At 70.4% G+C, this 21529-nt stretch carries 18 protein-coding genes; 4 read left to right on the forward strand and 14 right to left on the reverse strand.

From position 1 onward, the window contains the following. Positions 1-189: 189 nt before the first annotated feature. The 12 genes from pstB to mshD form a co-directional block, all read right to left on the reverse strand. Positions 190-966: a phosphate ABC transporter ATP-binding protein PstB gene (gene pstB / locus ACWGDB_RS34835; RefSeq protein ID WP_453826120.1), complete on the reverse strand. Its 777-nt coding sequence runs from the start codon at positions 964-966 to the stop codon at positions 190-192. A 42-nt stretch (positions 967-1008) separates the two neighbouring features. Next, a complete protein-coding gene (gene pstA / locus ACWGDB_RS34840) occupies positions 1009-2064 on the reverse strand; it encodes a phosphate ABC transporter permease PstA (RefSeq protein ID WP_369271965.1) in 1056 nt (351 codons plus the stop codon). Continuing rightward, the gene (pstC, locus tag ACWGDB_RS34845) at positions 2061-3068 is read right to left on the reverse strand and encodes a phosphate ABC transporter permease subunit PstC (protein WP_453826121.1); all 1008 of its coding nucleotides are present in this window, start codon (positions 3066-3068) and stop codon (positions 2061-2063) included. The genes pstA and pstC overlap by 4 nt, the downstream gene beginning before the upstream one ends. A gap of 140 nt (positions 3069-3208) precedes the next feature. After that, positions 3209-4333 carry a phosphate ABC transporter substrate-binding protein PstS gene (gene pstS / locus ACWGDB_RS34850; protein ID WP_453826122.1) on the reverse strand — a complete coding sequence of 375 codons (1125 nt, stop codon included), beginning with the start codon at positions 4331-4333 and terminating at the stop codon, positions 3209-3211. Positions 4334-4578: 245 nt separating this feature from the next. Then, positions 4579-5001 (reverse strand): NUDIX hydrolase, encoded by a 423-nt coding sequence (locus ACWGDB_RS34855; RefSeq protein WP_453826123.1) that lies wholly within the window; start codon positions 4999-5001, stop codon positions 4579-4581. 55 nt (positions 5002-5056) lie between these two features. Then, the gene (locus ACWGDB_RS34860) at positions 5057-6223 is read right to left on the reverse strand and encodes a CHAD domain-containing protein (RefSeq protein WP_453826124.1); all 1167 of its coding nucleotides are present in this window, start codon (positions 6221-6223) and stop codon (positions 5057-5059) included. Continuing rightward, complete coding sequence (locus tag ACWGDB_RS34865; RefSeq protein ID WP_453826125.1) at positions 6204-8579, reverse strand: RNA degradosome polyphosphate kinase; 2376 nt, start codon at positions 8577-8579, stop codon at positions 6204-6206. The genes ACWGDB_RS34860 and ACWGDB_RS34865 overlap by 20 nt, the downstream gene beginning before the upstream one ends. Before the next feature lie 151 nt (positions 8580-8730). Further along, positions 8731-9660: a hypothetical protein gene (locus tag ACWGDB_RS34870; protein WP_453826126.1), complete on the reverse strand. Its 930-nt coding sequence runs from the start codon at positions 9658-9660 to the stop codon at positions 8731-8733. Then, on the reverse strand, positions 9657-10652 hold the full coding sequence (locus tag ACWGDB_RS34875) for an ABC transporter permease (RefSeq protein ID WP_453826127.1): 996 nt from the start codon (positions 10650-10652) through the stop codon (positions 9657-9659). The genes ACWGDB_RS34870 and ACWGDB_RS34875 overlap by 4 nt, the downstream gene beginning before the upstream one ends. Beyond that, positions 10649-11536 carry an ABC transporter ATP-binding protein gene (locus tag ACWGDB_RS34880; RefSeq protein WP_453826128.1) on the reverse strand — a complete coding sequence of 296 codons (888 nt, stop codon included), beginning with the start codon at positions 11534-11536 and terminating at the stop codon, positions 10649-10651. Before ACWGDB_RS34880 ends, ACWGDB_RS34875 begins: the two co-directional genes overlap by 4 nt. Next, complete coding sequence (locus ACWGDB_RS34885) at positions 11533-11919, reverse strand: GntR family transcriptional regulator (RefSeq protein WP_383607219.1); 387 nt, start codon at positions 11917-11919, stop codon at positions 11533-11535. Before ACWGDB_RS34885 ends, ACWGDB_RS34880 begins: the two co-directional genes overlap by 4 nt. A 90-nt stretch (positions 11920-12009) precedes the next feature. After that, on the reverse strand, positions 12010-12936 hold the full coding sequence (gene mshD, locus ACWGDB_RS34890; RefSeq protein ID WP_453826129.1) for a mycothiol synthase: 927 nt from the start codon (positions 12934-12936) through the stop codon (positions 12010-12012). Between the two features lie 152 nt (positions 12937-13088). Between mshD and ACWGDB_RS34895 the strand changes: the two genes are divergently transcribed. The 4 genes from ACWGDB_RS34895 to ACWGDB_RS34910 all read left to right on the forward strand — a co-directional run bounded on the left by ACWGDB_RS34895 (position 13089) and on the right by ACWGDB_RS34910 (position 18414). Beyond that, positions 13089-14903 (forward strand): bifunctional metallophosphatase/5'-nucleotidase, encoded by a 1815-nt coding sequence (locus tag ACWGDB_RS34895; protein ID WP_453826130.1) that lies wholly within the window; start codon positions 13089-13091, stop codon positions 14901-14903. A gap of 81 nt (positions 14904-14984) precedes the next feature. Next, positions 14985-16226, forward strand: coding sequence for an LmeA family phospholipid-binding protein (locus tag ACWGDB_RS34900; protein WP_453826131.1), 1242 nt, complete (start codon positions 14985-14987; stop codon positions 16224-16226). A gap of 120 nt (positions 16227-16346) precedes the next feature. Next, positions 16347-16541 carry a hypothetical protein gene (locus ACWGDB_RS34905; RefSeq protein ID WP_453826132.1) on the forward strand — a complete coding sequence of 65 codons (195 nt, stop codon included), beginning with the start codon at positions 16347-16349 and terminating at the stop codon, positions 16539-16541. A 106-nt stretch (positions 16542-16647) separates the two neighbouring features. Next, positions 16648-18414 (forward strand): ABC transporter ATP-binding protein, encoded by a 1767-nt coding sequence (locus tag ACWGDB_RS34910; RefSeq protein WP_453826133.1) that lies wholly within the window; start codon positions 16648-16650, stop codon positions 18412-18414. A gap of 21 nt (positions 18415-18435) precedes the next feature. Here ACWGDB_RS34910 and ACWGDB_RS34915 read toward each other — a convergent pair whose 3' ends face one another. Both ACWGDB_RS34915 and ACWGDB_RS34920 read right to left on the reverse strand, forming a co-directional pair. Next, positions 18436-19209 (reverse strand): carbonic anhydrase, encoded by a 774-nt coding sequence (locus tag ACWGDB_RS34915; RefSeq protein ID WP_453826134.1) that lies wholly within the window; start codon positions 19207-19209, stop codon positions 18436-18438. A 143-nt stretch (positions 19210-19352) separates the two neighbouring features. Then, on the reverse strand, positions 19353-21428 hold the full coding sequence (locus tag ACWGDB_RS34920) for a pectinesterase family protein (RefSeq protein ID WP_453826135.1): 2076 nt from the start codon (positions 21426-21428) through the stop codon (positions 19353-19355). Positions 21429-21529 lie beyond the last annotated feature (101 nt).

Below are 21529 nucleotides of genomic sequence, written 5' to 3' on the forward strand. Positions count from 1 at the left end.
GAGGACGGACACCCCCCGGCACGGCCCCGACCCACAACGAAACAGCAGGCGCTACGCGAACCCCCACCACACAGCAACAGGCCGCCGCAGGCATCGCGGCACAGACAGGGGCCCGCCCCCCGGGAGCCGGGGGGCGGGCCCTTTATCTGCCTCGCGGTGGCACCGCCATGCAGCACCGCGAGGGGTCTGTCAGCCGAAGCGGCCGGAGATGTAGTCCTCCGTGGCCTGGACCGACGGGTTGGAGAAGATGCGCTCCGTGTCGTCGATCTCGATCAGCTTGCCGGGCTGGCCCACGGCGGAGAGGTTGAAGAAGGCCGTGCGGTCCGAGACACGCGCCGCCTGCTGCATGTTGTGCGTCACGATGACGATCGTGAAGCGCTCCTTCAGCTCACCGATCAGGTCCTCGATGGCGAGGGTGGAGATCGGGTCCAGGGCCGAGCAGGGCTCGTCCATGAGGAGCACGTTGGGCTCGACCGCGATCGCACGAGCGATGCACAGACGCTGCTGCTGACCACCGGAGAGGCCGGAACCCGGCTTGTTCAGGCGGTCCTTGACCTCGTTCCAGAGGTTCGCGCCCTTGAGGGACTTCTCCACGATGTCCTGCAGCTCGCTCTTCTTGAAGCTGCCGTTAAGCCGCAGGCCCGCCGCCACGTTGTCGAAGATCGACATCGTGGGGAACGGGTTCGGACGCTGGAACACCATGCCGACCTCACGGCGCACCGACACCGGGTCGATGCCGGCGCCGTACAGGTCTTCGTCGTCCAGGAGGACCTTGCCCTCCACACGGCCGCCCGACGTCACCTCGTGCATGCGGTTCAGCGTGCGCAGGAACGTCGACTTGCCGCAGCCGGAGGGGCCGATGAAGGCCGTCACCGAGCGGGGCTCGACCGTCATCGAGATGTCTTCGATTGCCTTGTGGGAGCCGTAGTAGGCGGTGAGCCCGCTTACGTCGATTCGCTTGGCCATGTCTACTTCACTTCCAGATTCGGATCAGTCGCCGTGGCCGCGTCAGCGACCGGTCTTCGGGGCCTTCCAGCGGGCGATCCCGCGGGCCAGCAGATTGAGGATCATCACGAACGCGATCAGCGTGAGCGATGCCGCCCAGGCACGGTCGTACGCCGCCGACGACCCGGCACTGTTCGCGTACTGCTGGTAGATGTACAGCGGCAGCGACGCCTGCGCACCCTCGAACGGGTTCGAGTTGATGAAGCTGTTGCCGAACACGAGCAGCAGCACCGGCGCGGTCTCTCCGGTGATACGGGCGACCGCGAGCATGATGCCGGTTGTGATGCCGCCGATGGAGGTCGGTACGACCACCTTCAGGATGGTGCGCCACTTGGGCACGCCCAGCGCCAGGGAGGCTTCGCGCAGCTCGTTCGGGACGAGCTTGAGCATCTCCTCCGTGGAGCGGACGACCACCGGCATCATCAGGATCGCGAGCGCCAGCGAACCGGCGAAGCCGAAGGGCTGCATGTCCATCATCAGCATGAGGCTGAGGATGAACAGACCCGCGACGATCGACGGGATACCCGTCATGACGTCGACGAAGAAGGTGATGGCCCGGGCGAGGTTGCCCCGCCCGTACTCCACGAGGTAGATCGCGGTGAGCACACCGACCGGCGCGGCGATCAGGGTGGCGAGGCCGACCTGCTCCAGGGTGCCGAGGATGGCGTGGTAGATGCCACCGCCCGGCTCGGAGTCGGCGACGACGCCCATGGAGTGGGTCAGGAAGTAGACGTCGAGGACCTTCACACCGCGCTGCACGGTCGCCCAGACCAGGGAGGCCAGCGGGATGACGGCGAGGATGAAGGCCACCCAGACCAGCGTCGTGGCGATGCGGTCCTTGGCCTGACGGCGGCCTTCGACGCGGGCGGCGATGACGTACGTACCGAGGATGAAGAGGAGGCTTGCGATCAGCCCCCACTGGATCCGGCTGTCGAGGCCGGCGCCCAGGCCGATGCCGACCGCGACGGCGATGGAGCCGCCGGCGATGGCGTACGGGGACCACTTGGGCAGACGGGCCCCGCGCAGGCTGCTGGGCTTGTCGGCGAGTGCGTGGCTCATGCGTTGGCCCCCGAGTACTCCTTGCGGCGGGCGATGATCGCGCGGGCCGCGCCGTTGACCAGCAGGGTGATGACGAAGAGGACCAGGCCGGAGGCGATCAGCGCGTCACGGCCGAACTCGGACGCCTCACCGAACTTGCTGGCGATGTTCTGGGCGAAGGTTCCACCGCCGGGGTTGAGCAGGCTGGCGTGGATGTCGAAGTCGGGGGAGAGCACGGTGGCCACGGCCATCGTCTCGCCGAGGGCGCGGCCGAGGCCGAGCATCGAGGCGGAGATGACGCCGGAGCGGCCGAAGGGGAGGACCGACATGCGGATGACCTCCCAGCGGGTGGCGCCGAGCGCCAGGGCCGCTTCCTCGTGCATCTGCGGGACCTGGCGGAAGACCTCGCGGCTCACGTTGGTGATGATCGGCAGGATCATGATCGCGAGCAGGATGCCGACCGTCAGCATCGAGCGGGGTGCGCCGCCCTCCCAGGAGAAGATCCCGGTCCAGCCGAGGTACCGGTCCAGCCAGCCGAAGAGGCCGTCCATGTTCGGTACGAGGATCAGGGCGCCCCACAGGCCGTACACGATGGACGGCACGGCGGCGAGCAGGTCGATCACGTACGCGATGGGGCCGCCGAGCTTGCGCGGTGCGTAGTGGGTGAGGAACAGGGCGATGCCGACGGCGATCGGGACGGCGATGACCATGGCGATGATCGAGGAGATGATCGTGCCGTAGACCAGGACCGCGATGCCGAACTTCGGCGGGATCACGCCGGTGTTCCACTCGAAGGCGGTGAGGAAGTTGGCGTCGTCCTTGCTGATCGCGAGGGTCGCGCGGTAGGTGAGGAAGACCGCGATGGCGGCCATGATCACCAGCAGGAAGATGCCGGAACCGCGGGAGAGCGCGAGAAAGACCCGGTCACCGGGCCGGGTGGCGCCACGGGTGGCGCGCTTCTGGTCGGCGGCCGCGGGCTGTGGAGTGGGGGGAGGTGCTTGAGTGTTCTGTGTCGCTATGTCCATCGGGTTCTCCGGTCTGCGGAGCCACGCGGGTCTGCGGTGGCTCGGAGGAGCCGTGGGTGGTGTACGGCTCCGGGCGGCGGTGCACCGGACGGTGCGGGCCGGTCCGGGTCTTTTCAGCTCCGGACCGGACCGCACTCAGGTCAGCTCAGGCCATCGATGGTGGTACGAACCTCGGAGATGATCTCCTCGGGCATCGGGGCGTAGTCGTTCTCCTCGAGGATCTTCTGGCCGTCCTCGGAAGCGATGTAGCGCAGGAACGCCTTGGTGCCGGGCAGGGTCTCGGACTTGTTGCCCTTGTCGCAGACGATCTCGTACGTCACCAGGGTGATCGGGTAGGCACCGTCGGTCTTGGTGGCGTAGTCCAGCTCCAGCGCCATGTCCTTGCCGGTGCCGACGCGCTTGGCGGCGGCGATCATCTTGGAGGCGTTGGCCGTGGTGGCCTCGACCGGGGCCGCGGCGCCCGTGTCGATCTGGACCGAGTTGATGCCGTCCTTGGCGTACGACAGCTCCATGTAGCTGATGGCGCCGGAGGTCTGCTTGACCTGCTGGGCGACACCGGAGGAGCCGGCGGCGGACTGGCCGCCCTTGGCCTGCCAGGCCTTACCGCCCTCGTACGGCCACTCGGACTTGGCGGTGGCGATCAGGTACTTGGTGAAGTTGTCCGTGGTGCCGGACTCGTCCGAGCGGTGGAACGCCTGGATCTTCAGGTCGGGAAGCTTCGCCTCGGGGTTCAGCTTCGCGATCGCCTCGTCGTTCCAGTTCTTGATCTTGTCGTTGAAGATCTTGGCGAGGGTCGGCGCGTCCAGGATCAGGTTCTCGACACCCGGGACGTTGTAACCGACCGCGATCGGGCCGCCGACCATCGGCAGGTCGATGCCCTGGCCGCCGGAGCAGATCTTCTTGGAGGCGGTGATCTCCTCCTCGTCCAGCGCGGAGTCGGAACCGGCGAAGGCGACCTGGCCCTGCGTGAACGCGGTGACGCCGGCGCCGGAGCCGCCGCCCTTGTAGTTGATCTGGACGCCCTTGCAGGCGGCGGTGAACTGCTTGACCCAGGCGTCGATCGCGTTCTTCTGCGCGGAGGAGCCGTCGGCGAGCAGCTGGCCCTGGGCGTCGTCACACTTGATGTTGCTGGCGCCGGCGCTGGCGCTCGAGTCGCCGCCGTTGGTGCCGGTGTCGTCGGAGCCGCACGCCGTGAGGGCCAGGGCGCCGGAGACGGCGAGAGCGCCGAGAGCGAGAGCCCGCCGGTTCTTGCGCTGAAGCTTCACTTGAAAGAGTTCCTTCCAGGAGCCGCCGTCCTGAATTCGGCGGCGTGCGAAGAATGGGTGATGCGGACCCGTCCCCCGGGCGCGGTCCGTCATCGTGCAAGGCCGAAATTAGGCAGAACAGGTGAAGGCGCCGAAGGGCGTAAATGAACGGGGGGTGAACCCCTGGGGACGGTGCGGTGAGGTCACGGAACGCTTACGTTGAGGACACGGGTGCATTCCGAGGCTTTGTGGGGGGTTGTTGCGGACTATGCCGGGCGCAGCGACTCCAGCAGGGCGTCCACGAGGGAGCGGTCTCTCGGCTGGGTGAGGCGGCTGCGGGCAGCCGTGGGCGAGAGCCACAGCATGCGGTCCACCTCTTCGTTCGGGGCGAACGTGCCGGGGCCCGCCTCGGCCGCCCAGTAGCGGACCTCCTTGGGGCGGTCGTTCGCCGTGTACCGCATCGTCGGCAGTTCGGCGCCCGGCCGGGCGGAGTGCCCCGTCTCCTCCGCGACCTCGCGCAGCGCACCGGCCAGGGGCGCCTCGTCGCGTTTCAGCTTTCCCTTGGGATGGGACCAGTCGTCGTATTTCGGCCGGTGGATGAGGCATATCTCCAGCTCACCGTCTACCGGCGAACGGCGCCACAGCACGCAGCCGGCCGCATGGACGGTGAGGTCGTTCGCGTGCGTCACGGGATGAAGCCTCCTTCGGGAGTTCCTGATGCGGGAGTTCCCGTCTCAGGCATGCCTAGGGCGTGCCCACCGTCTGTCGCTCCCAGGACTGCTGGAACGCGAAGCGTGCCGCCTCCACCTCGTGCCGCTGGTCGGCGTGCAGGACGCCGAGGGCGTACGCCGTCGCCGGGGCGATCCGCGGGGTGCGGGCCGCCTGGGCCGCGGCGGCCGCGGCCTCGGAGGCGTCGCGGTGCCGGTTGAGGGACTGACCGGTCGCCAGCAGCCGTACGTCCACCGGGCCGCTGTCGCCGTGCAGCACCTCGCGGGCGTAGCGGTGCAGGCGCAGCAGCAGGCGGACCTGGTGCCAGGGCGCGTCCTGCGGATGCGGGGCCGGGTCCGGGGACAGTCCGTGGATCAGGGCCTCGGCGTTGTAGGGGTGGCCCGCGGTCACCAGGGGCAGTGCCGTCACCGCGTCGGTGAGCCGCTCCTCGGCGGCGGCCGCGAGGGGGCGCAGGTCGGCGGTCGCCGCGGCCGGGGTGAGGGGGACCTCGCTGGCCAGTACGGCGATGTTGTCGGCCACGGCGTGAAAACGGCTGCTGCCCAGGGCCTGGAGTGCCGTGCTGTGCGCTCGTGTCCGGGCCAGGGTGAGCTGGCGGTCGAGCAGGGCGCCCGCCTTCGCCGCGCCGACGGTCAGATTGCCGCGCTCCGGGGTGGCCGCCGGGTGGGCCGGGGGACCGGCCTCAGCAGGTTCCCCTTTCCGAGGGCCGACTCCGGCAGTGCTGCCCGGGGACGCATCGGTGGAACCGCTCCCCGCGGCCCCGCCCGCGGACCTGCCCGCGCCGGGCACGCCGGCCACCCCCGTCTGCCCGGGCAGCACCGCCGCCCCCGACAACCGGTGCAGCGCCAGCAGCAGGCGCTCCAGACGGGCCGCGTACGCGTGCTCCATCGCCAGCGTGCCCGACAGCCAGGCCAGTTCGGGGCGGATGGCCTCGGACCAGTCGGTGTCCAGCAACGGGCGGAACGTGTGCAGGCTGGCGCTGATGCGGCGGGCCGAGCGGCGCAGGGCCCGGGCCGCGTCGACGGACTCCTCCGAGCCACCGCCCGCCGTGCCGCCGCCGGTCTCCCGGTGCATGCGCAGGGCTCGGAGGAACTCCGTGGCCTGGGCGCGCAGGTAGCCCGCGAGGGCGTCCCCGGTCACGGCCCCGGCCATGGGGTCCGTCGGATCAAGGTGTTGCTGTGCCACGCCGGCGCCTCCGGGCGTCTATGAGCATCTCCTGGACGTTGCGCAGGGGCTGGCCTTCCGCGTCCGTCGCGTGCCGGGTCCACTCGCCGTCCGGACCGAGGTGCCAGGACGCGGTGGTGTCGGACATACCGGTCTCCAGGAGCCGGTTGAGCGCGGCGCGGTGGGCCGGGTCGGTGACCCTGACCAGGGCCTCGATACGGCGGTCGAGGTTGCGGTGCATCATGTCGGCGCTGCCGATCCACACCTCGGGTTCGCCGCCGTTGCCGAAGGCGAAGACCCGGGAGTGCTCCAGGAAGCGGCCGAGGACCGAGCGGACGCGGATGTTCTCCGACAGTCCCGCGACGCCCGGGCGGATCGCGCAGATGCCGCGAACCCAGATGTCGACCGGCACGCCCGCCTGGGCGGCGGCGTAGCAGGCGTCGATGATCGCCTCGTCGACTATGGAGTTGACCTTGATGCGGACATAGGCGGGACGCCCGGCACGGTGGTGCTGGACTTCCTTGTTGATCCGCGAGATCAGACCGTCACGCAGGGACTTGGGGGCCACCAGCAGACGGCGGTACGTCTCCCGGCGGGAGTAGCCCGACAGACGGTTGAACAGGTCGGACAGATCGGCGCCGACCTGCGGGTCGGCGGTCAGCAGGCCGAGGTCCTCGTACAGCCGCGCCGTCTTCGGGTGGTAGTTGCCGGTGCCGACGTGGCTGTAGCGCCGTAGCGTCTCGCCCTCCTGGCGGACCACCAGGGACAGTTTGCAGTGGGTCTTCAGGCCGACGAGGCCGTAGACGACATGGCAGCCGGCCTCCTCCAGCTTGCGCGCCCACTTGATGTTGGCGTGCTCGTCGAAGCGGGCCTTGATCTCGACCAGCACCAGGACCTGCTTGCCGGCCTCGGCGGCGTCGATGAGCGCGTTGACTATGGGGGAGTCGCCGGACGTCCGGTACAGGGTCTGCTTGATCGCGAGGACGTCCGGGTCGTCGGCCGCCTGCTCCAGGAAGGCCTGCACGGACGTCGAGAAGGAGTCGTACGGGTGGTGCAGCAGCACGTCCCGGTTGCGCAGCGCGGCGAAGATGTCCGGCGCGGACGCCGACTCGACCTCGGCGAGATCGCGATGGGTGCCCGCGACGAACTTCGGGTACTTCAGTTCGGGCCGGTCGATCGAGGCGATGCGGAAGAGGCCCGTGAGGTCCAGGGGGCCGGTCAGCGGGTAGACCTCGGCCTCGCTGATCTTCAGCTCGCGCACCAGCAGGTCCAGGACCTCCTGGTTGATGTTCTCCTCGACCTCCAGGCGCACCGGCGGCCCGAAGCGGCGCCGCATGAGCTCCTTCTCCAGGGCCTGGAGGAGGTTCTCGGCGTCGTCCTCCTCGACCTCCAGGTCCTCGTTGCGGGTGACCCGGAAGGCGTGGTGCTCCAGGACCTCCATGCCCGGGAACAGCTCCTCCAGGTGCGCGCCGATGACGTCCTCGATCGGGACGAACCGGCCGGGGGAGGCCTCCAGGAAGCGGGAGAGCAGCGGCGGCACCTTCACGCGGGCGAAGTGCGGCGTGCCGGTGACGGGGTTGCGGACCCGTACGGCCAGGTTCAGGGACAGGCCCGAGATGTACGGGAAGGGGTGCGCCGGGTCGACCGCCAGCGGGGTCAGGACCGGGAAGATCTGGTGCCGGAACAGGGTGAAGAGGCGGGCCTGCTCCTTCTCCGTCAGCTCGCTCCAGCGGACCAGGTGGATGCTCTCCTCCGCGAGCGCGGGGGCGACGTCCTCGTGGTAGCAGGCGGCGTGCCGGGCCATCAGCTCGCGGGAGCGGGCCCAGATCATCTCCAGGACCTCGCGGGGCTGCAGGCCGGACGCGGACCGGGTGGCGACACCGGTGGCGATACGGCGCTTCAGACCGGCCACCCGGACCATGAAGAACTCGTCCAGGTTGCTGGCGAAGATCGCCAGGAAGTTCGCCCGTTCGAGGAGCGGGGTGTTCGGGTCCTCGGCGAGTTCGAGGACGCGCTCGTTGAACGCGAGCCAGCTGCGCTCCCGGTCCAGGAAGCGTCCCTGGGGCAACTGGACGCCGTCGATCTCGGTGACCTCGTACGCGTCGAGGTCGGCATCGATGTCGGGTTCCAGGTCGGAGACCACTGCCGAGGTGACCCCGTGCGGACGGTGCGCCGCAATGGAGCCCACGGAGGGCTGCGCGTGCTGGACCTTTGCCTGGGCGTTCGAGGACTGGCTCATATGCCCATTGTTCCGCGTGCCGAGGCTTATGGGCGCGTCGGAAAGCGCGGGCGGGAGCTTGGCGGGGAGGCGTCGGGCGGCCCCGTTCCTCGCGCTCCCTCCCGGGTGCGGCGAAGGCTCTGGCACGGCGGGGGTCATTGGCCGAGCGTCGCAAGCCCGTCTGAACCAATGGTTACGGAGACATGGCGTGCGGGATAGCGGGGGGCGGCTCGCGGACGTCTACGCGGTCAGTCATATGCCAAGACCCGCACGTCCCTCCCCCCGTGGAGGGACGTGCGGCCCGGCCGGCTCAGGGCATGCGGCGGCGCAGCAGCCGGAAGGCGGTGAGGGTCGCGACGGCGGCCACGGCGAGAAGGACGCCGGTCTCGACGTACTGGAGCGGCCAGTAGTGGGACTCCGGGTGGTAGGTCACCCGGGTGTGCCGGACACCGTCCGTGGTCGCGGTTTCCCAGGACGTCACGAGGGCCGAGCGGGGCATTTCGAGGGTGCCGGTCGCCGTGCGCGTGGCCGTGGGCCACAGGCTGTCGCGGGCGTGTTCCAGCACGCCGCAGAGGACGAGCGCGACCACGAGGCCCACCCCGGCGGCGGGCAGGGCCCGGCGCGTCAGCAGGCCGGCGAGCGCGCCGAGGGCGAGGCCGGCCAGGGGGTAGGCGACGGCGGTCGGACCGGTCCCGACGAACGCGTCCGCGTTGTACCAGTCGCCGACCAGGTTGGGGTTGCCGTCGCCGCGTGCCCAGTTGTTCAGCAGGACGAGCGTGCCGGTGCCGGTGGCCAGCAGCACGGCCGGGACGGTGAGCTGGGCGGCCAGCCAGCGGGTCGGGGTGACCGACTGGGTCCAGGCGAGCCGCGCGGTGCCGCTCTCCAGCTCGCGGCCGACGAGCGCGCCGCCGGCCCAGGCGGCGACGGGCAGGATCGCGTAGGTCAGGGCGGTGGCGATCAAGGCGATCCAGCCGGCGTAGACGTCGTCCACGGTGATCGCCTCGACGGAGGCACAGCTGGGGTAGCCGTCGTGGGCCGGCGTGGCGCACGGGACGTTGCCCTTGCGGGCCTCGTCGCCGATGACGTACATCCAGATCAGGACGGCCGTGGCGGCGAGCAGGGCCAGCGCCCAGAACACGAGCGCCGTGCGGTGCACCCGCAGGACGGTCCAGATGGGGCCCCGCGGCCCGCGCGGGGTGCGCCCGGCGGGGGCGGTCGTGGCGGTGAGCGCGGTCGTCATACGGCGGCTCCGGTACGCCGCTTCAGCAGCCGGAAGGCGATCCAGACCGCCAGCGCCGCGACGGCGAGGGCGATGCCCGTCTCCATCAGCTGCAGCGGCCAGAAGTGCGACGACGGGTGGAAGTCGCGGTAGAAGCCCACGATGTCGTGGTCCGCGAGGCACTTGGCGTCGTCGACGCAGATGGGGTCCGGGACGCGGGCGCCGGCGGAGGTGAGGGCGCCCTCGCCGACGACCATGCCGATGTACGGCGGGTACTCGTCCTTGTCGACGAGCGTCTCGACCGGCCACAGATGCGGGCGCAGCGCGGTGAGCGCGTACAGCAGGGTCATCAGGCCGATGACCGCCGTGCCGAGCGCGGGCAGGGCGCGGCGCTGGAGCACGCCCGCGAGGATGCCGACGGCGAGGCCGAGGAGGGCGTAGGCGGTGGCGAGGGTGCCGTTGGCCACGAAGCTGGTGCTGTCGTCCCACTGGCGCGAGCTCGTGGCGAGCAGCGCACCGTCGGCCGACCACAGCATGCGGTGCAGCAGCGTGAGCAGGAGTGTGCCGGAGACGAGCAGGGCGGCCGGGACGGCGGCCTTGGCGGCCAGCCAGCGGGCCGGCGAGACCGACTGCGTCCACGCCAACTGGGCGGTACCGCTCTCCAGTTCACGCCCGATGAGGGCGGCGCCCGCCCAGGCGGCGGTCAGGACCGGCGTGAGGGCGAGCAGCCCGGCGCCGACGGCGACGACCGTGCCGTACCGGGATACGGCGGGGGCCGTGACGTCGCAGCCCATTCCGTCCTGGGGCGAGGCGCAGCCCATCTTCCGGAACGCGGCCCAGGCGGCGTCCGCTCCCGGCCCGTACGCCCACAGCAGCGACCCGGCGGCCACGGCCACGAGCATCACCCAGAACCACAGCGCCGAGCGGTGCAGTCGCAGCATCGTCCAGACCAGGCCGCGCGGCCCCCGGGAGGGCATGGCGGTGGTGGACGTCTCGATGGTCACGGTGGTCATCCGGCGGCCTCCCGTACGTCGTCGAGGCGCAGAGCCGGGGCCTCGGGGGCGCGCAGGTGGGCCAGGACCAGTTCCTCCAGGGTTGGGGTGGTGGCCTGCCATGCGTCGCCGAGGGGGCCCTCGGGGCGTATGAGTGCGGTCAGTTGGCGCCCGGTGGAGCGGGACTCGACCACGGTGTGCGGGTCCAGGGGCGCGTCGGCGCGGCCCGTGACGAGCCGATGCGCGGCGAGCAGGTCGTCCAGCGGTCCGGCGAGGCGGACCCGGCCGGCGCCGAGCAGCAGGAGGTGGTCGCAGGCGCCCTCCAACTCGGCCACGACGTGCGAGGACATGACAACCGTGGTGCCGTGCTCGGCCGCGTCGGCCATGAGCGTGGCCATCAGCTGATGCCGGGCGAGCGGGTCGAGGTCGGCCATCGGCTCGTCCAGGAGCAGCAGTTCGGGGCGCTTGCCGAGGGCGAGGGCGAGTGCGACGCGGGTGCGCTGGCCGCCGGAGAGCGTGCGGATCTTCGCTGCCGGGTCGAGGTCGCCCTCGGCGACGATCCGCTCGGCGACCCGGTCGTCCCAACGGCCGGGGTTCAGCTCGCGGCCGAAGCGCAGGGTGTCGGCGATGGTGAGCTGGGGGTGCAGGGGCTTGTCCTGGGCGACGTACGCGATCCGCTCGCGGACCGCCGCCGGGGCCCGGCCGAGGACGCTGATCGTGCCGTCGGTGGGGGGCAGCAGACCGGCGGCGAGGGAGAGCAGGGTCGACTTGCCCGCGCCGTTCGGCCCGACGACGGCGCACACGGTCCCCGTGGGGAGGCGGAAGTCGCAGCCGTCCAGCGCCCGCTTGCGGCGCCGCCCGAACCTCCTGCCCAGTGCGGCCGCCTCGATGGCGGTCTCGGTCATGACTCGTCCCCCTTGAAGTGCGTGTCCAGTACGGAAGTGAAGAGAGCGTCCACGTCGTCGCGGTCCAGCCCGGCCTCGCGGGCCCGTACGGCCCACGCGTCCAGTTCGATGCGCAGAGGCGAGTCGGCCGGTGCGGTGTTCAGTCCGCGCCGTACGAACGTGCCGAGCCCCCGGCGTGCCTCGACCAGGCCTTCGCGTTCCAGTTCGCGGTAGGCCTTGAGGACGGTGTTGGGGTTGATGGCGGTTGCCTCGACGACCTCACGGGCCGTGGGCAGCTTGTCGCCCGGCTCCAACAGGCCCAGGCGCAGGGCCTGTTTGGTCTGCTGGACGATCTGCACATAGGTGGCGACGCCGGAGCGCCGGTCGATGCGGTACTCGACCATCCGTTCCACCACCCTTTCACTAATTGAGTAGTGAAAGGGTGGTGCAAGAAAGGGGCGGCGTCAAGATCGCCGCCCCTTACGCGCTGAATGTCAGGTCTCGGTCCGGTACATGAGGTCCGTCTCGTACGTGGTGAACCCGAGCCGTTCGTACACCGACACCGCCGCCTTGTTGTCGGCGTCGACGTAGAGCATCGCCGTGGGCAGCCCCTGCGCGGCCAGGTGGCGCAGCCCGATCGTCGTGAGGGCCTTGCCCAGGCCGCCGCCCTGCGCGCCCGGTCGCACGCCGAGGACGTACACCTCACCGAGCCCCTCCTCCGCGTGGACCTTCGTCCAGTGGAAGCCGATGAGCTCGCCGGCCCGTTCCGCCAGGAAGAACCCCGCCGGGTCGAACCACGGCTGGGCCTTGCGGTCGTCGAGGTCGCGCTGGGTGAGGGAGCCCTGCTCGGGGTGGTGGGCGAAGGCGGCGGCGTTCACCGCGAGCCAGGCCGCGTCGTCCCGGCCGGGCTCGAAGGTGCGGACCGTCACGCCCTCGGGGAGCACCGGGTCCGGCAGTGTCAGGTCCGTCAACGAGCGGCGCATCTGGCGCAGTTCGCGGAACAGCGTGAGGCCGAGGACCTGGGACAGGTGGCGGGCGGCGGCGTGGCCGCCGTGGGCCCACACCCGCAGCCGCTTGCCGGACGCGCCGAGGAGGGCCGAGCCCAGCGCGCGGCCGTGTCCGTGGCCGCGGTGCGAGGGGTGCACGACCAGTTCGGCGGCGGGGGCCTCCACCGGGTCGGTGTCCTCCAGCTGGGCGTAGCCGACGAGTTCGCCGCCGACCGTCAGCAGCAGATGCGACACGCCCTCGCGCTCCCCGCCACCCAGTTGCAGCCGTCCCTGCTCGGACACCGCCTGCTGCCCGTCGTTCCGGGCGGCCTCCGCGAGCAGTTCGAGCACGGCCTCGGTCTGCTCCGGGGAGAGCGCGAGACGGGTCTCGATGGAACGGGTCGGAAGCGGGTGTGCGGTGTCGTCGCTGGTCATGCGTACGAGGGTAAGGGGCGCCTCCGCCAAAGTCCCGGCACAGAAGCAACCAGCCTGTAACCCGGAACCCCCTGTCGCGCTACGCGCGTTGACTCTAGGCTGCCGCCCGACGGGGCCATGTCACCCACGACTCACGACTCACAGGGGGGCGGATGTCAGCCACATCCCACCAGCAGCACCGCAGACGCCGTACGTACGCACTGATCGCGACCGCCGCCGGTCTCGCCACCGTGGGTGCGCTCGCCGCGGCGCTGCCCGCGACGGCGTCGGCGGGCGAGCGCTCGGACAAGGGCGGCCACGGGCACCAGCACAGCCGTTACCAGGACGTCCAGCTGCTGTCCTTCAACGACCTGCACGGCAACCTGGAGCCGCCGGCCGGTTCCTCCGGCCGGGTCACCGAACTGCAGGCGGACGGCACGACGAAGACCATCGACGCGGGCGGCGTGGAGTACCTCGCCACGCATCTGCGCCAGGCGCGCGAGGGCGAGAAGTACTCCATCACCGCGGCCGGCGGCGACATGGTCGGCGCCTCCCCGCTGATCTCGGGCCTCTTCCACGACGAGCCCACCATCGAGGCGCTGAACAAGCTCGACCTGGACGTCACCTCGGTCGGCAACCACGAGTTCGACGAGGGCGCCAAGGAGCTGGCCCGCCTGCAGAAGGGCGGCTGTCACCCGACAGCCGGCTGCTACACGGACAAGAAGTTCAAGGGCGCCGACTTCCCCTACCTCGCCGCGAACGTCCTCGACGAGAAGACCGGCAAGCCGATCCTCAAGCCCTACTGGGTGTGGAAGAAGCGGGACGTCAAGGTCGGCTTCATCGGCGTGACCCTGGAGGACACGCCGGGCGTCGTCTCCGCCGAGGGCGTCAAGGGCCTGAAGTTCAAGGACGAGGTCGAGACGATCAACAAGTACGCCAAGGTGCTCCAGCGCCAGGGCGTGAAGTCGATCGTCGCGCTCATCCACGAGGGCGGTGCCCCGGCCTCCGCCTCGTACAACTACGACTGCGAGGCCCCGGGCGCGGGCGACGGCGTCTCCGGCCCGATCGTCGACATCGCCAAGAACATCACGCCGCAGGTCGACGCGCTGGTCACCGGCCACACGCACGCCGCGTACGTCTGCTCGATCGACGACCCGTCGGGCAAGCCCCGCATGGTCACGTCGGCCGCGTCCTTCGGCCGCCTCTACACGGACACCACGCTGACGTACGACCGCTACACCGGCGACATCGCCCGTACGGCCGTGAAGTCCGCGAACCGTGTGGTCACCCGGGATGTCCCCAAGGCGCCCGACATGACCCGGCTGATCAGCAAGTGGAACACCCTCGCGGCGCCCATCGGCAACCGCGCGATCGGCTACATCTCCGCCGACATCCCGAGCGCCGGCACCGAGTCCCCGCTCGGCGACCTGATCGCGGACGCGCAGCTGGCGTACGGCAAGGAGCTGGACCCGGAGACGGACCTGGCGCTGATGAACCCCGGCGGCATCCGGGCGCCGCTGACGTTCGCGGCCAAGGGCGCCGAGGGCGACGGTGTGGTGACCTACGCCGAGGGCTTCACGGTGCAGCCGTTCTCCAACACGGTGAACCTGCAGGACCTCACCGGCGCGCAGCTGATCCAGGTGCTCAAGGAGCAGGTGAGCGGGACGAACGCGGCCTCGCCGAAGGTGCTGCAGATCTCCTCGGGCCTGACGTACACGCTGGACCTGACGAAGTCGGGCGCGGATCGTGTGGTGAGCGACTCGATCAAGCTCAACGGCGAGGCGATCAACCCGACGGCCACCTACCGGGTCGCCACGAACAACTTCCTCGCGGGCGGCGGCGACGGCTTCCCCACGCTGGGCCAGGGCACGAACGACCTGGTCGGGACGGACGACCTGACGGTGCTGGAGAAGTACCTGACGGCCAACTCCTCGGCGACGAACCCGATCGCTCCGCCGGCTGCGAACCGGATCACGGTTGTGCAGTAGTGAAGTGAAGTAGCGTGAACTAGATCGCAAACCTCCGGTAGAGGTTGCGGGTGGGGGGCGTGCGCATGGTCGGATGGGCCGATGCGTTCCCCCCACCACATAACGGCGCATCCCCATCCAAACGCTCCCTATACGAACCCGTACGAGGAGCTCGGCAGACTGGACGGCGGTCCGCTGGAGGAGTTCCTCCACGACGACGTACCGGACGAGCCGGACGAAGCGGACGCGGCGGCGGCCCAGGACGATCCCTGGGCCGCGCCCAATCACCGCCGCAACGGCCGCCGCCGGCGCAGAGGCCGCTTCGCGGGACTTCCGTTCGCGATGAAGGCGGTCGTCGGCCTCGTCGTCCTCGCCGCCTTCCTCAGCCTCGCCGACCGCTGGGCCCTCCTCTACGCCGAGCGCAAAGCGGCGGACACCCTCAAGACCCACCTGGACCTCGCGGCCGCTCCCGAGGTGGAGATCGGCGGCTTCCCCTTCTTCACCCAACTCGCCGACGAGCGGCTGGACTCGGTGAAGGTGACGGTCCCCGACGTGGCCGCCGACCGGATCTCGCTCGCCCAGGTGACGGCGACGGCGTCAGACGTACGGCTCGACACCGACGGCCCGCTGTCGGTGCGCGGCGCCGACGTCCCCGAGCTGGAGGGCGACGTCCTGCTCTCCTTCGCGGACCTCAACCGTGAACTCGGCGCGTCCCAGGTCACCTTCACCGGCGAGGGGCACGACCGCATCCGGGCCCGCGGCACCCTGCCGGTCGCCGGACACGACCTCAACCTGCGCGCCGAGGCCCGCATCCTGCGCAACGGCGACCGCGGCATCGCCACCCACATCGGCGGCATGCGCCTGGACATCGGCGACCTGGCCACGTACCGCCCGGGTGCTCGCACCTCGGAGGGCCTGCACCTGAGCCGTGCGTCGGCGGCCCGCCTGGCCCACGAGACCCGCAAGGCGAAGGCGCTGCTGTCCGTCCCGGCCGTCGTGCGGCGCCTGGGCGTGCCCGACTCGGTCGTCCGCGAGGCCCTGCGCCACGAGTCCAAGCTCACCGAGCTGACCGGCACGCCGAAGTTCATCCGCCAGGCCATGCGCCTGAACCTGATCGACCTGGCCCTCGACCACCCCCAGCTCCTCAAACTCCTCGGCTTCGACCCGGCCCTCCTCGACGCCCTCCCCCGCCTGACCCGCCCGGTCCTCGCCGACCGGCTCTCCCTGGGCTTCCGCCTCCCGGAGCCGCCGAGCGGGGACGTACGGCTGCGGGATGTGCGGGTGGAGGAGGACGGGATCAGGGTGCGGTTGCAAGGCGCCGGGCTGGCGGTGGGGCGCCGGTAATCAATTCTGTGTGAGTTCGCGATTAGTTCCGGGAATTCCCTGAAAAACCTCTCAGGCTCAATTAATAGAGGTCTCAGCGGAATTGGCGATTTCGTGGTTCGAGGTCCCGTAATGTTTTCCGTGTCGAAAGCGATCGATGCGATCGGCGCAATCGATGCAATCGATTCAGAAACAAAGGAGAACATGATGAGCTTCCACAAGATCGCCCCCGTCAAGAAGACCCGCAAGCCCGCCGCCCCGGCCCCGGCGCACAAGAAGAAGCCGGTGGCGAAGAAGGCCGCTCCGAAGCGGCGTCCGGTCGCACACAAGGGCTGAGGACACGACACGGGAGGCGGGGTCACCGAAGCGATCGGGCTTCGGGGGCCCCGCCTCCGTCATGTCCTATGCCCGTCATGTCGGGTGCTGGGAAAGGGACTTGAGCATGAGGGAATCGCGTACGGCCTTCCGGCGTTTCTGGCCGCTGACGCGCGGCCACCGCAAGTGGCTCGCGGTCATCGTCGCCTGCGTGGTGGTCGCCGCGCTCGCCGAGACCGCGTCGATCCTGCTGTTCGCGGAACTCACCGACGACGCGCTGAAAGCCGGTTCGCTCTCGGCCTTCTGGGGTCCGGCGGCGGCCTGGCTGGGCGTGGCCGTACTGGGGGCGGTCGTCGGGTATCTCGGGAACTCGCTCGCCACCTGGACCGCCGAGAGATTCGTGCTGCGGCTGCGCGCGAAGGTCTTCCGGCATGTGCAGGACCTGCCGCCGCACTTCTTCCGGAAGCACCGGCGCGGGGACCTGGTGGAGCGGCTCACCGGGGATGTCGAGGCCATCGAGGAGATGGTCGTCTCGGGCGTGGTCGGCGCGGTCGCGGCGGCGTTCTCGACGGTCTTCTACGCGGCGGCCGCCCTGTGTCTGCGCTGGGACCTGGCCCTGGCCACCTTCGTCCTGGCGCCCCTGTTCCTGCTGGCCGCGCGCCGTTTCGCCGGCCGTATCCGCACCGCCTCCCAGGACGAGCGGGTCGCCGACGGTGCGATCACCTCGGTGGTCGAGGAGTCGCTGGGCCACGTCCTCCTCACCCAGGCCTACAACCGCCACGGCGACGAGGAGAAGCGGCTCGACCGCGAGGCACGGGCCTGGATGAAGGCGTCGGTGCGGGGTGCGCGGCTGAGTGAGATGTACGAGCAGTTCGTCGAGGTCGTGGAGACGATCTGCGTGCTCGCGGTGATCGGCCTCGGGGTGTGGGAGATCTCCGCCGGCCGTATGACCCTGGGGCAGCTCCTCGCTTTCGCCGCCTTCATCGGCTACCTCTACCCGCCCGTCCGCAACCTCGGCCAACTCGGCCTCACCCTCACCGCCGCCACCGCCGGAGCCCAGCGCCTCGGCGAGATCCTGGACGCCGAGCCGGCCGTCACCGACCCCGCTGAACCGGTCGGGCCGTGGCCGGTCCGAGGCTGGGTCGGCTTCCACGGGGTGTCCTTCCGCCACCCGGGCGCCACACGGGACTCACTGACCGGCCTGACCTTCACGGCCGGCCCCGGCGAGCTGGTGATCATCACGGGCCGAAGCGGCGCCGGCAAGTCGACGGCGGCCAAGCTCCTGACCCGGTTTTACGACCCCGGGGCCGGAGCGATCACCCTGGACGGCGTGCCGCTCCCGCACCTGAACCTGGGGTTCCTGCGCGAGAACGTCACGCTGCTGCCGCAGGAGACCCTGATCCTCAACGGCACCGTCCGCGAGAACATCGCGTGCGGCCGACCGGGCGCGAGCGACGGGGAGATCGAGCGGGCGGCGCGCGCGGCGGCGGCCCACGAGTTCATCGCCGCGCTCCCCGAGGGATACGACACCCGCATCGCCCCCGGCACGGCCGCCCTCTCCGGCGGTCAGCTCAAGCGGCTCACGATTGCCCGCGCGATGCTGCGCAACGCCCCCGTCCTGGTCCTGGACGAACCGACGGCCGGTCTCGACTCGGTGGCCGCCCGCCAGGTCGTCCAGCCGCTTCGCCGCCTCATGTCCGGCCGTACGACCCTCGTGATCACGCACGACCTGAGCCTGGCGCCGGAGGCGGACAGGGTGCTGGTCGTGGACGACGGGCGGCTGGTGGAGGCGGGTACGCACGCGGAGTTGGTGGCGCGGGGCGGGGTGTACGGGGGGCTGGCGGGGCCGGTGCCGGGGGTGCCCACGGAGGAGACCCTCGTCCTCAGGCGCTGACCCCGCCGCCGCTCCCGGCTGTCAGCCGACCCGATGGACCCGCTGGGTCGTCAGCTCGTAACGGGCGCCCACGATGGCCAGTTGGCCGGAGGTCACCTTCGCGGCGAGGTCCGGTTCGGCCGCGAGGTGGGTGCGGATGGCCCGTACGTTGGCGTCGATGGTGGAGTCGATGCGGGCGTCGCCCTCCTGGGCGCGGTCTATGTTCGGGGCTATCCGGTCGGCGATGTACTGGATGTGGGCCGGCAGCCGCTCGCCGGACAGATCCGACTCGACGGCGGCCTTCACGGCGCCGCACGACTGGTGGCCGAGGACCATGACCAGGGGGATGTTCAGTTCGAGGACGCCGTAGGCGACGCTGCCGAGTACGGCCTCGTCGAGGACCTCGCCGGCGGAGCGCACGGTCATCAGGTCGCCGAGGCCCTGGTCGAAGACCAGCTCCGGAGGGACCCGGGAGTCGATGCAGCCGAGGACGAGGGCGAAGGGCTGCTGACCCGACGTCAGGCTCTGCCGCACGGCGGGCGACTCGTCGGGATGGCGCTGCCGGAAGGTGCGCCACCGCAGGTTGCCCGCGGCGAGCTCCCGCAGGGCCTCCTCCGGCGTACCGGGCCGGCGACGCGAGGCGGTGGTGGGGGTGGTGGCGGAGGCGGGAGCCGTGCCGAGGGCTGCGGTCGCCCCCAGCGCCGCGGCCCCGGTCAGCCCGAACCGCAGGAGTGCGCGGCGGGCGGGAGAGGCAAGGGCGAACCGCTGGTGGGCGGCCGCGGTCGGCTGGGCGCCGACGGATCTGTCGGAGTTCACGGCGTGGAACGTACGCCCGAGCATCGAAACACATGTTCACGTTGCTGAATCATGGTCGAGCGCGGGGAAGTCATGATCGAACGTTGGACCGCCCTTGACGTTCTCCCGCGCTCGCCTTGACGTTGAGCGGTTGCCGCAGGGCCTCAGGAGGCCGTGGGCGTCCAGTCCCCCAGCCAGTCGGCGACCTCCTGCCCGCCGGCCTGGGCGTCGGTCAGCTGGGGCCGCTCGGAGCTCGCGGAACCGGCACCCGGGCCGGTGTTCCGGTACTCGGCGAAGCGGTCGTCCTTCCAGGAGAAGCCGCCCATGTCCGACCAGGGCGTGGCCTTGACGGCGGCGCTCAGCGTGCTGTCCCGAACCGTGGTCTGGGGGTCGACGGTGGTGTCGCCGCCGGGGTGCCAGTTGCGGCCGAGGTGGAAACTGCCGCTCGCCACGTCGCCGTTGACGGTGGACCGGTTGATGAGGATGCCCTTGCGGTTGCCGGGGGTGCTCGGTGCGGTGACGTACCTCGCCGACGTGCCGTTCCAACGCTTCTTCAGCGTGATGACGGACCTGTCCACGACGGCCGTCGCCCGGCCGAAGATGAAGTCGACGTTGCCGGTGACGTAGGAGTTGGCGATGTAGACGCGGCCCGGTTTGTCCTTGGCGGCGGTCTCCAGCTCCAGGGTGTCCTGGTCGCCGTTGACGATGATCCCGTCGAGGAAGATCTTGTCGGCGGAGGTCAGCAGCGCCACGGCCTGATGGCCGGAGAGGGACTGGTTGGCGGCCTCGTCGAAGTCGTTGGTGACGGTGAGGTTGCGCAGCTGCGAGTCGTCGGACTGGAGGGAGACGGTGGCGCTGCCCGGGGTGCCGTAGGTCCCCGAACCGTCCGGCTTCTGCATGCCGGCCGCGTTGCCGTGGACGATGACCGTGTCCTTGCGGCTGCCGCCCGCGCCCTGGATGGTGACGTGCGGCTTGTCGACCGGAACCTTCACGACCTCGCGATAGGTCCCCGGCTTCACGGAGATGACGACACGGGACGGGTTGTTCGCGGGTACGGCGTCCACCGCGGCCTGCACGGTCCGGTACTGCCCGCTGCCGTCCTTGGCGACGGTGAGCGTCGTCGCGGCCCTGGTGCTCGCGGTGGCTCCCGTCGCCGCCGTACCGATGGAACTCCTCGGCCCGGCACCCGACTTGAGCAACGACGGCACGTTCGCGGCCGAGTCCAGGGTGTACGAGTAGTACGCCTTCGGGTCGAAGGCCGTACCGCCGCTCTCGTTACGGCCGCTGGTGCCCGTGAAGACGTTGCCGCGCTGGACGAGCGTCGCGGTGCTGTCCTTGGTGACGGGGTTGTTCATGCCCTGGAAGTAGGAGTTCTCCAGGACCATCGCCGTCCGGCCGCGCGAGTAGTTGCCGTACGACGACGTGATGTCGGTGCCCGCCACGTCCTCCAGGAAGTTGTTGTAGAGGTGCGCGTGGGCGGCGTTGTCGGTGGACGGGTTGCGCTGCTCGGTCTCGCGGATCCAGTTGTGGTGGATCGTGATGTCCGTCGTGACGTTCTCGGTCCAGCCGATGCCGAAGGTCTTGTTGTTCTGGCTGAGCTTGTTCCAGGACACGGTCACGTTCGTGCTGTCCTTGCGGACGTCGATGAGTCCGTCCGCCATGTGCCGCAGGTCGTTGTGGTCGATCCACACATGGTGGGCGCCGTCCATCTGGACGGCGTCGAAGTCGTGGTCCTTGTCGTTCCAGATGCCCTGGTAGGCGTCCCGGATGATCAGGTTCCGTATGATCACGTTGTGCACGCCGGTGCCGAGGAAGAACCCTCCGCCGACGATGTGTCCGGACGTCCCGGACCCGACGATGGTCTTGTCCGACCGGACCTTGATCTCCTTGCCGACCGGATTCATGGTGATCGTCCCGGCCACGACGATGACGTAGGGCTCGGTGGCCGTCGCGTACTTCTCCAGCTCGGCCTGCGTCCTGACGGTCACGGTCTGTCCGTCCCGCCCGCCATAAGTGCCGTTATGTCCAAGCGAGTTGACGGACGCGAAGCCGTCGGCGGTGGCGGTGGCCCAGGCGGGGGCGGCGGCGGTCGCGGCGGACGCCTGCCGGACACCGGCACCGAGGACGCCGAGGTCCGTGCCGTAGGCGAGGGCTCCGGCGGCGGCCAGGGTCAGCGGGACCCCGACCGCAAGGGCCTTCCTGCCTCTGCGGTGACGCGCTTTGCTGTGCTGCTCACTCATGCGGCGATCCGTTCCGTGCGGGGGATGGTCCGCGGATCAGTCGCCGCCTCGCACGGAAAGGTTGCCGCCCCGGGAGAGCCGTTCGACCCCCCTCCAGGGCC

It is taken from the genome of Streptomyces sp. NPDC055013 (genome assembly GCF_053608645.1).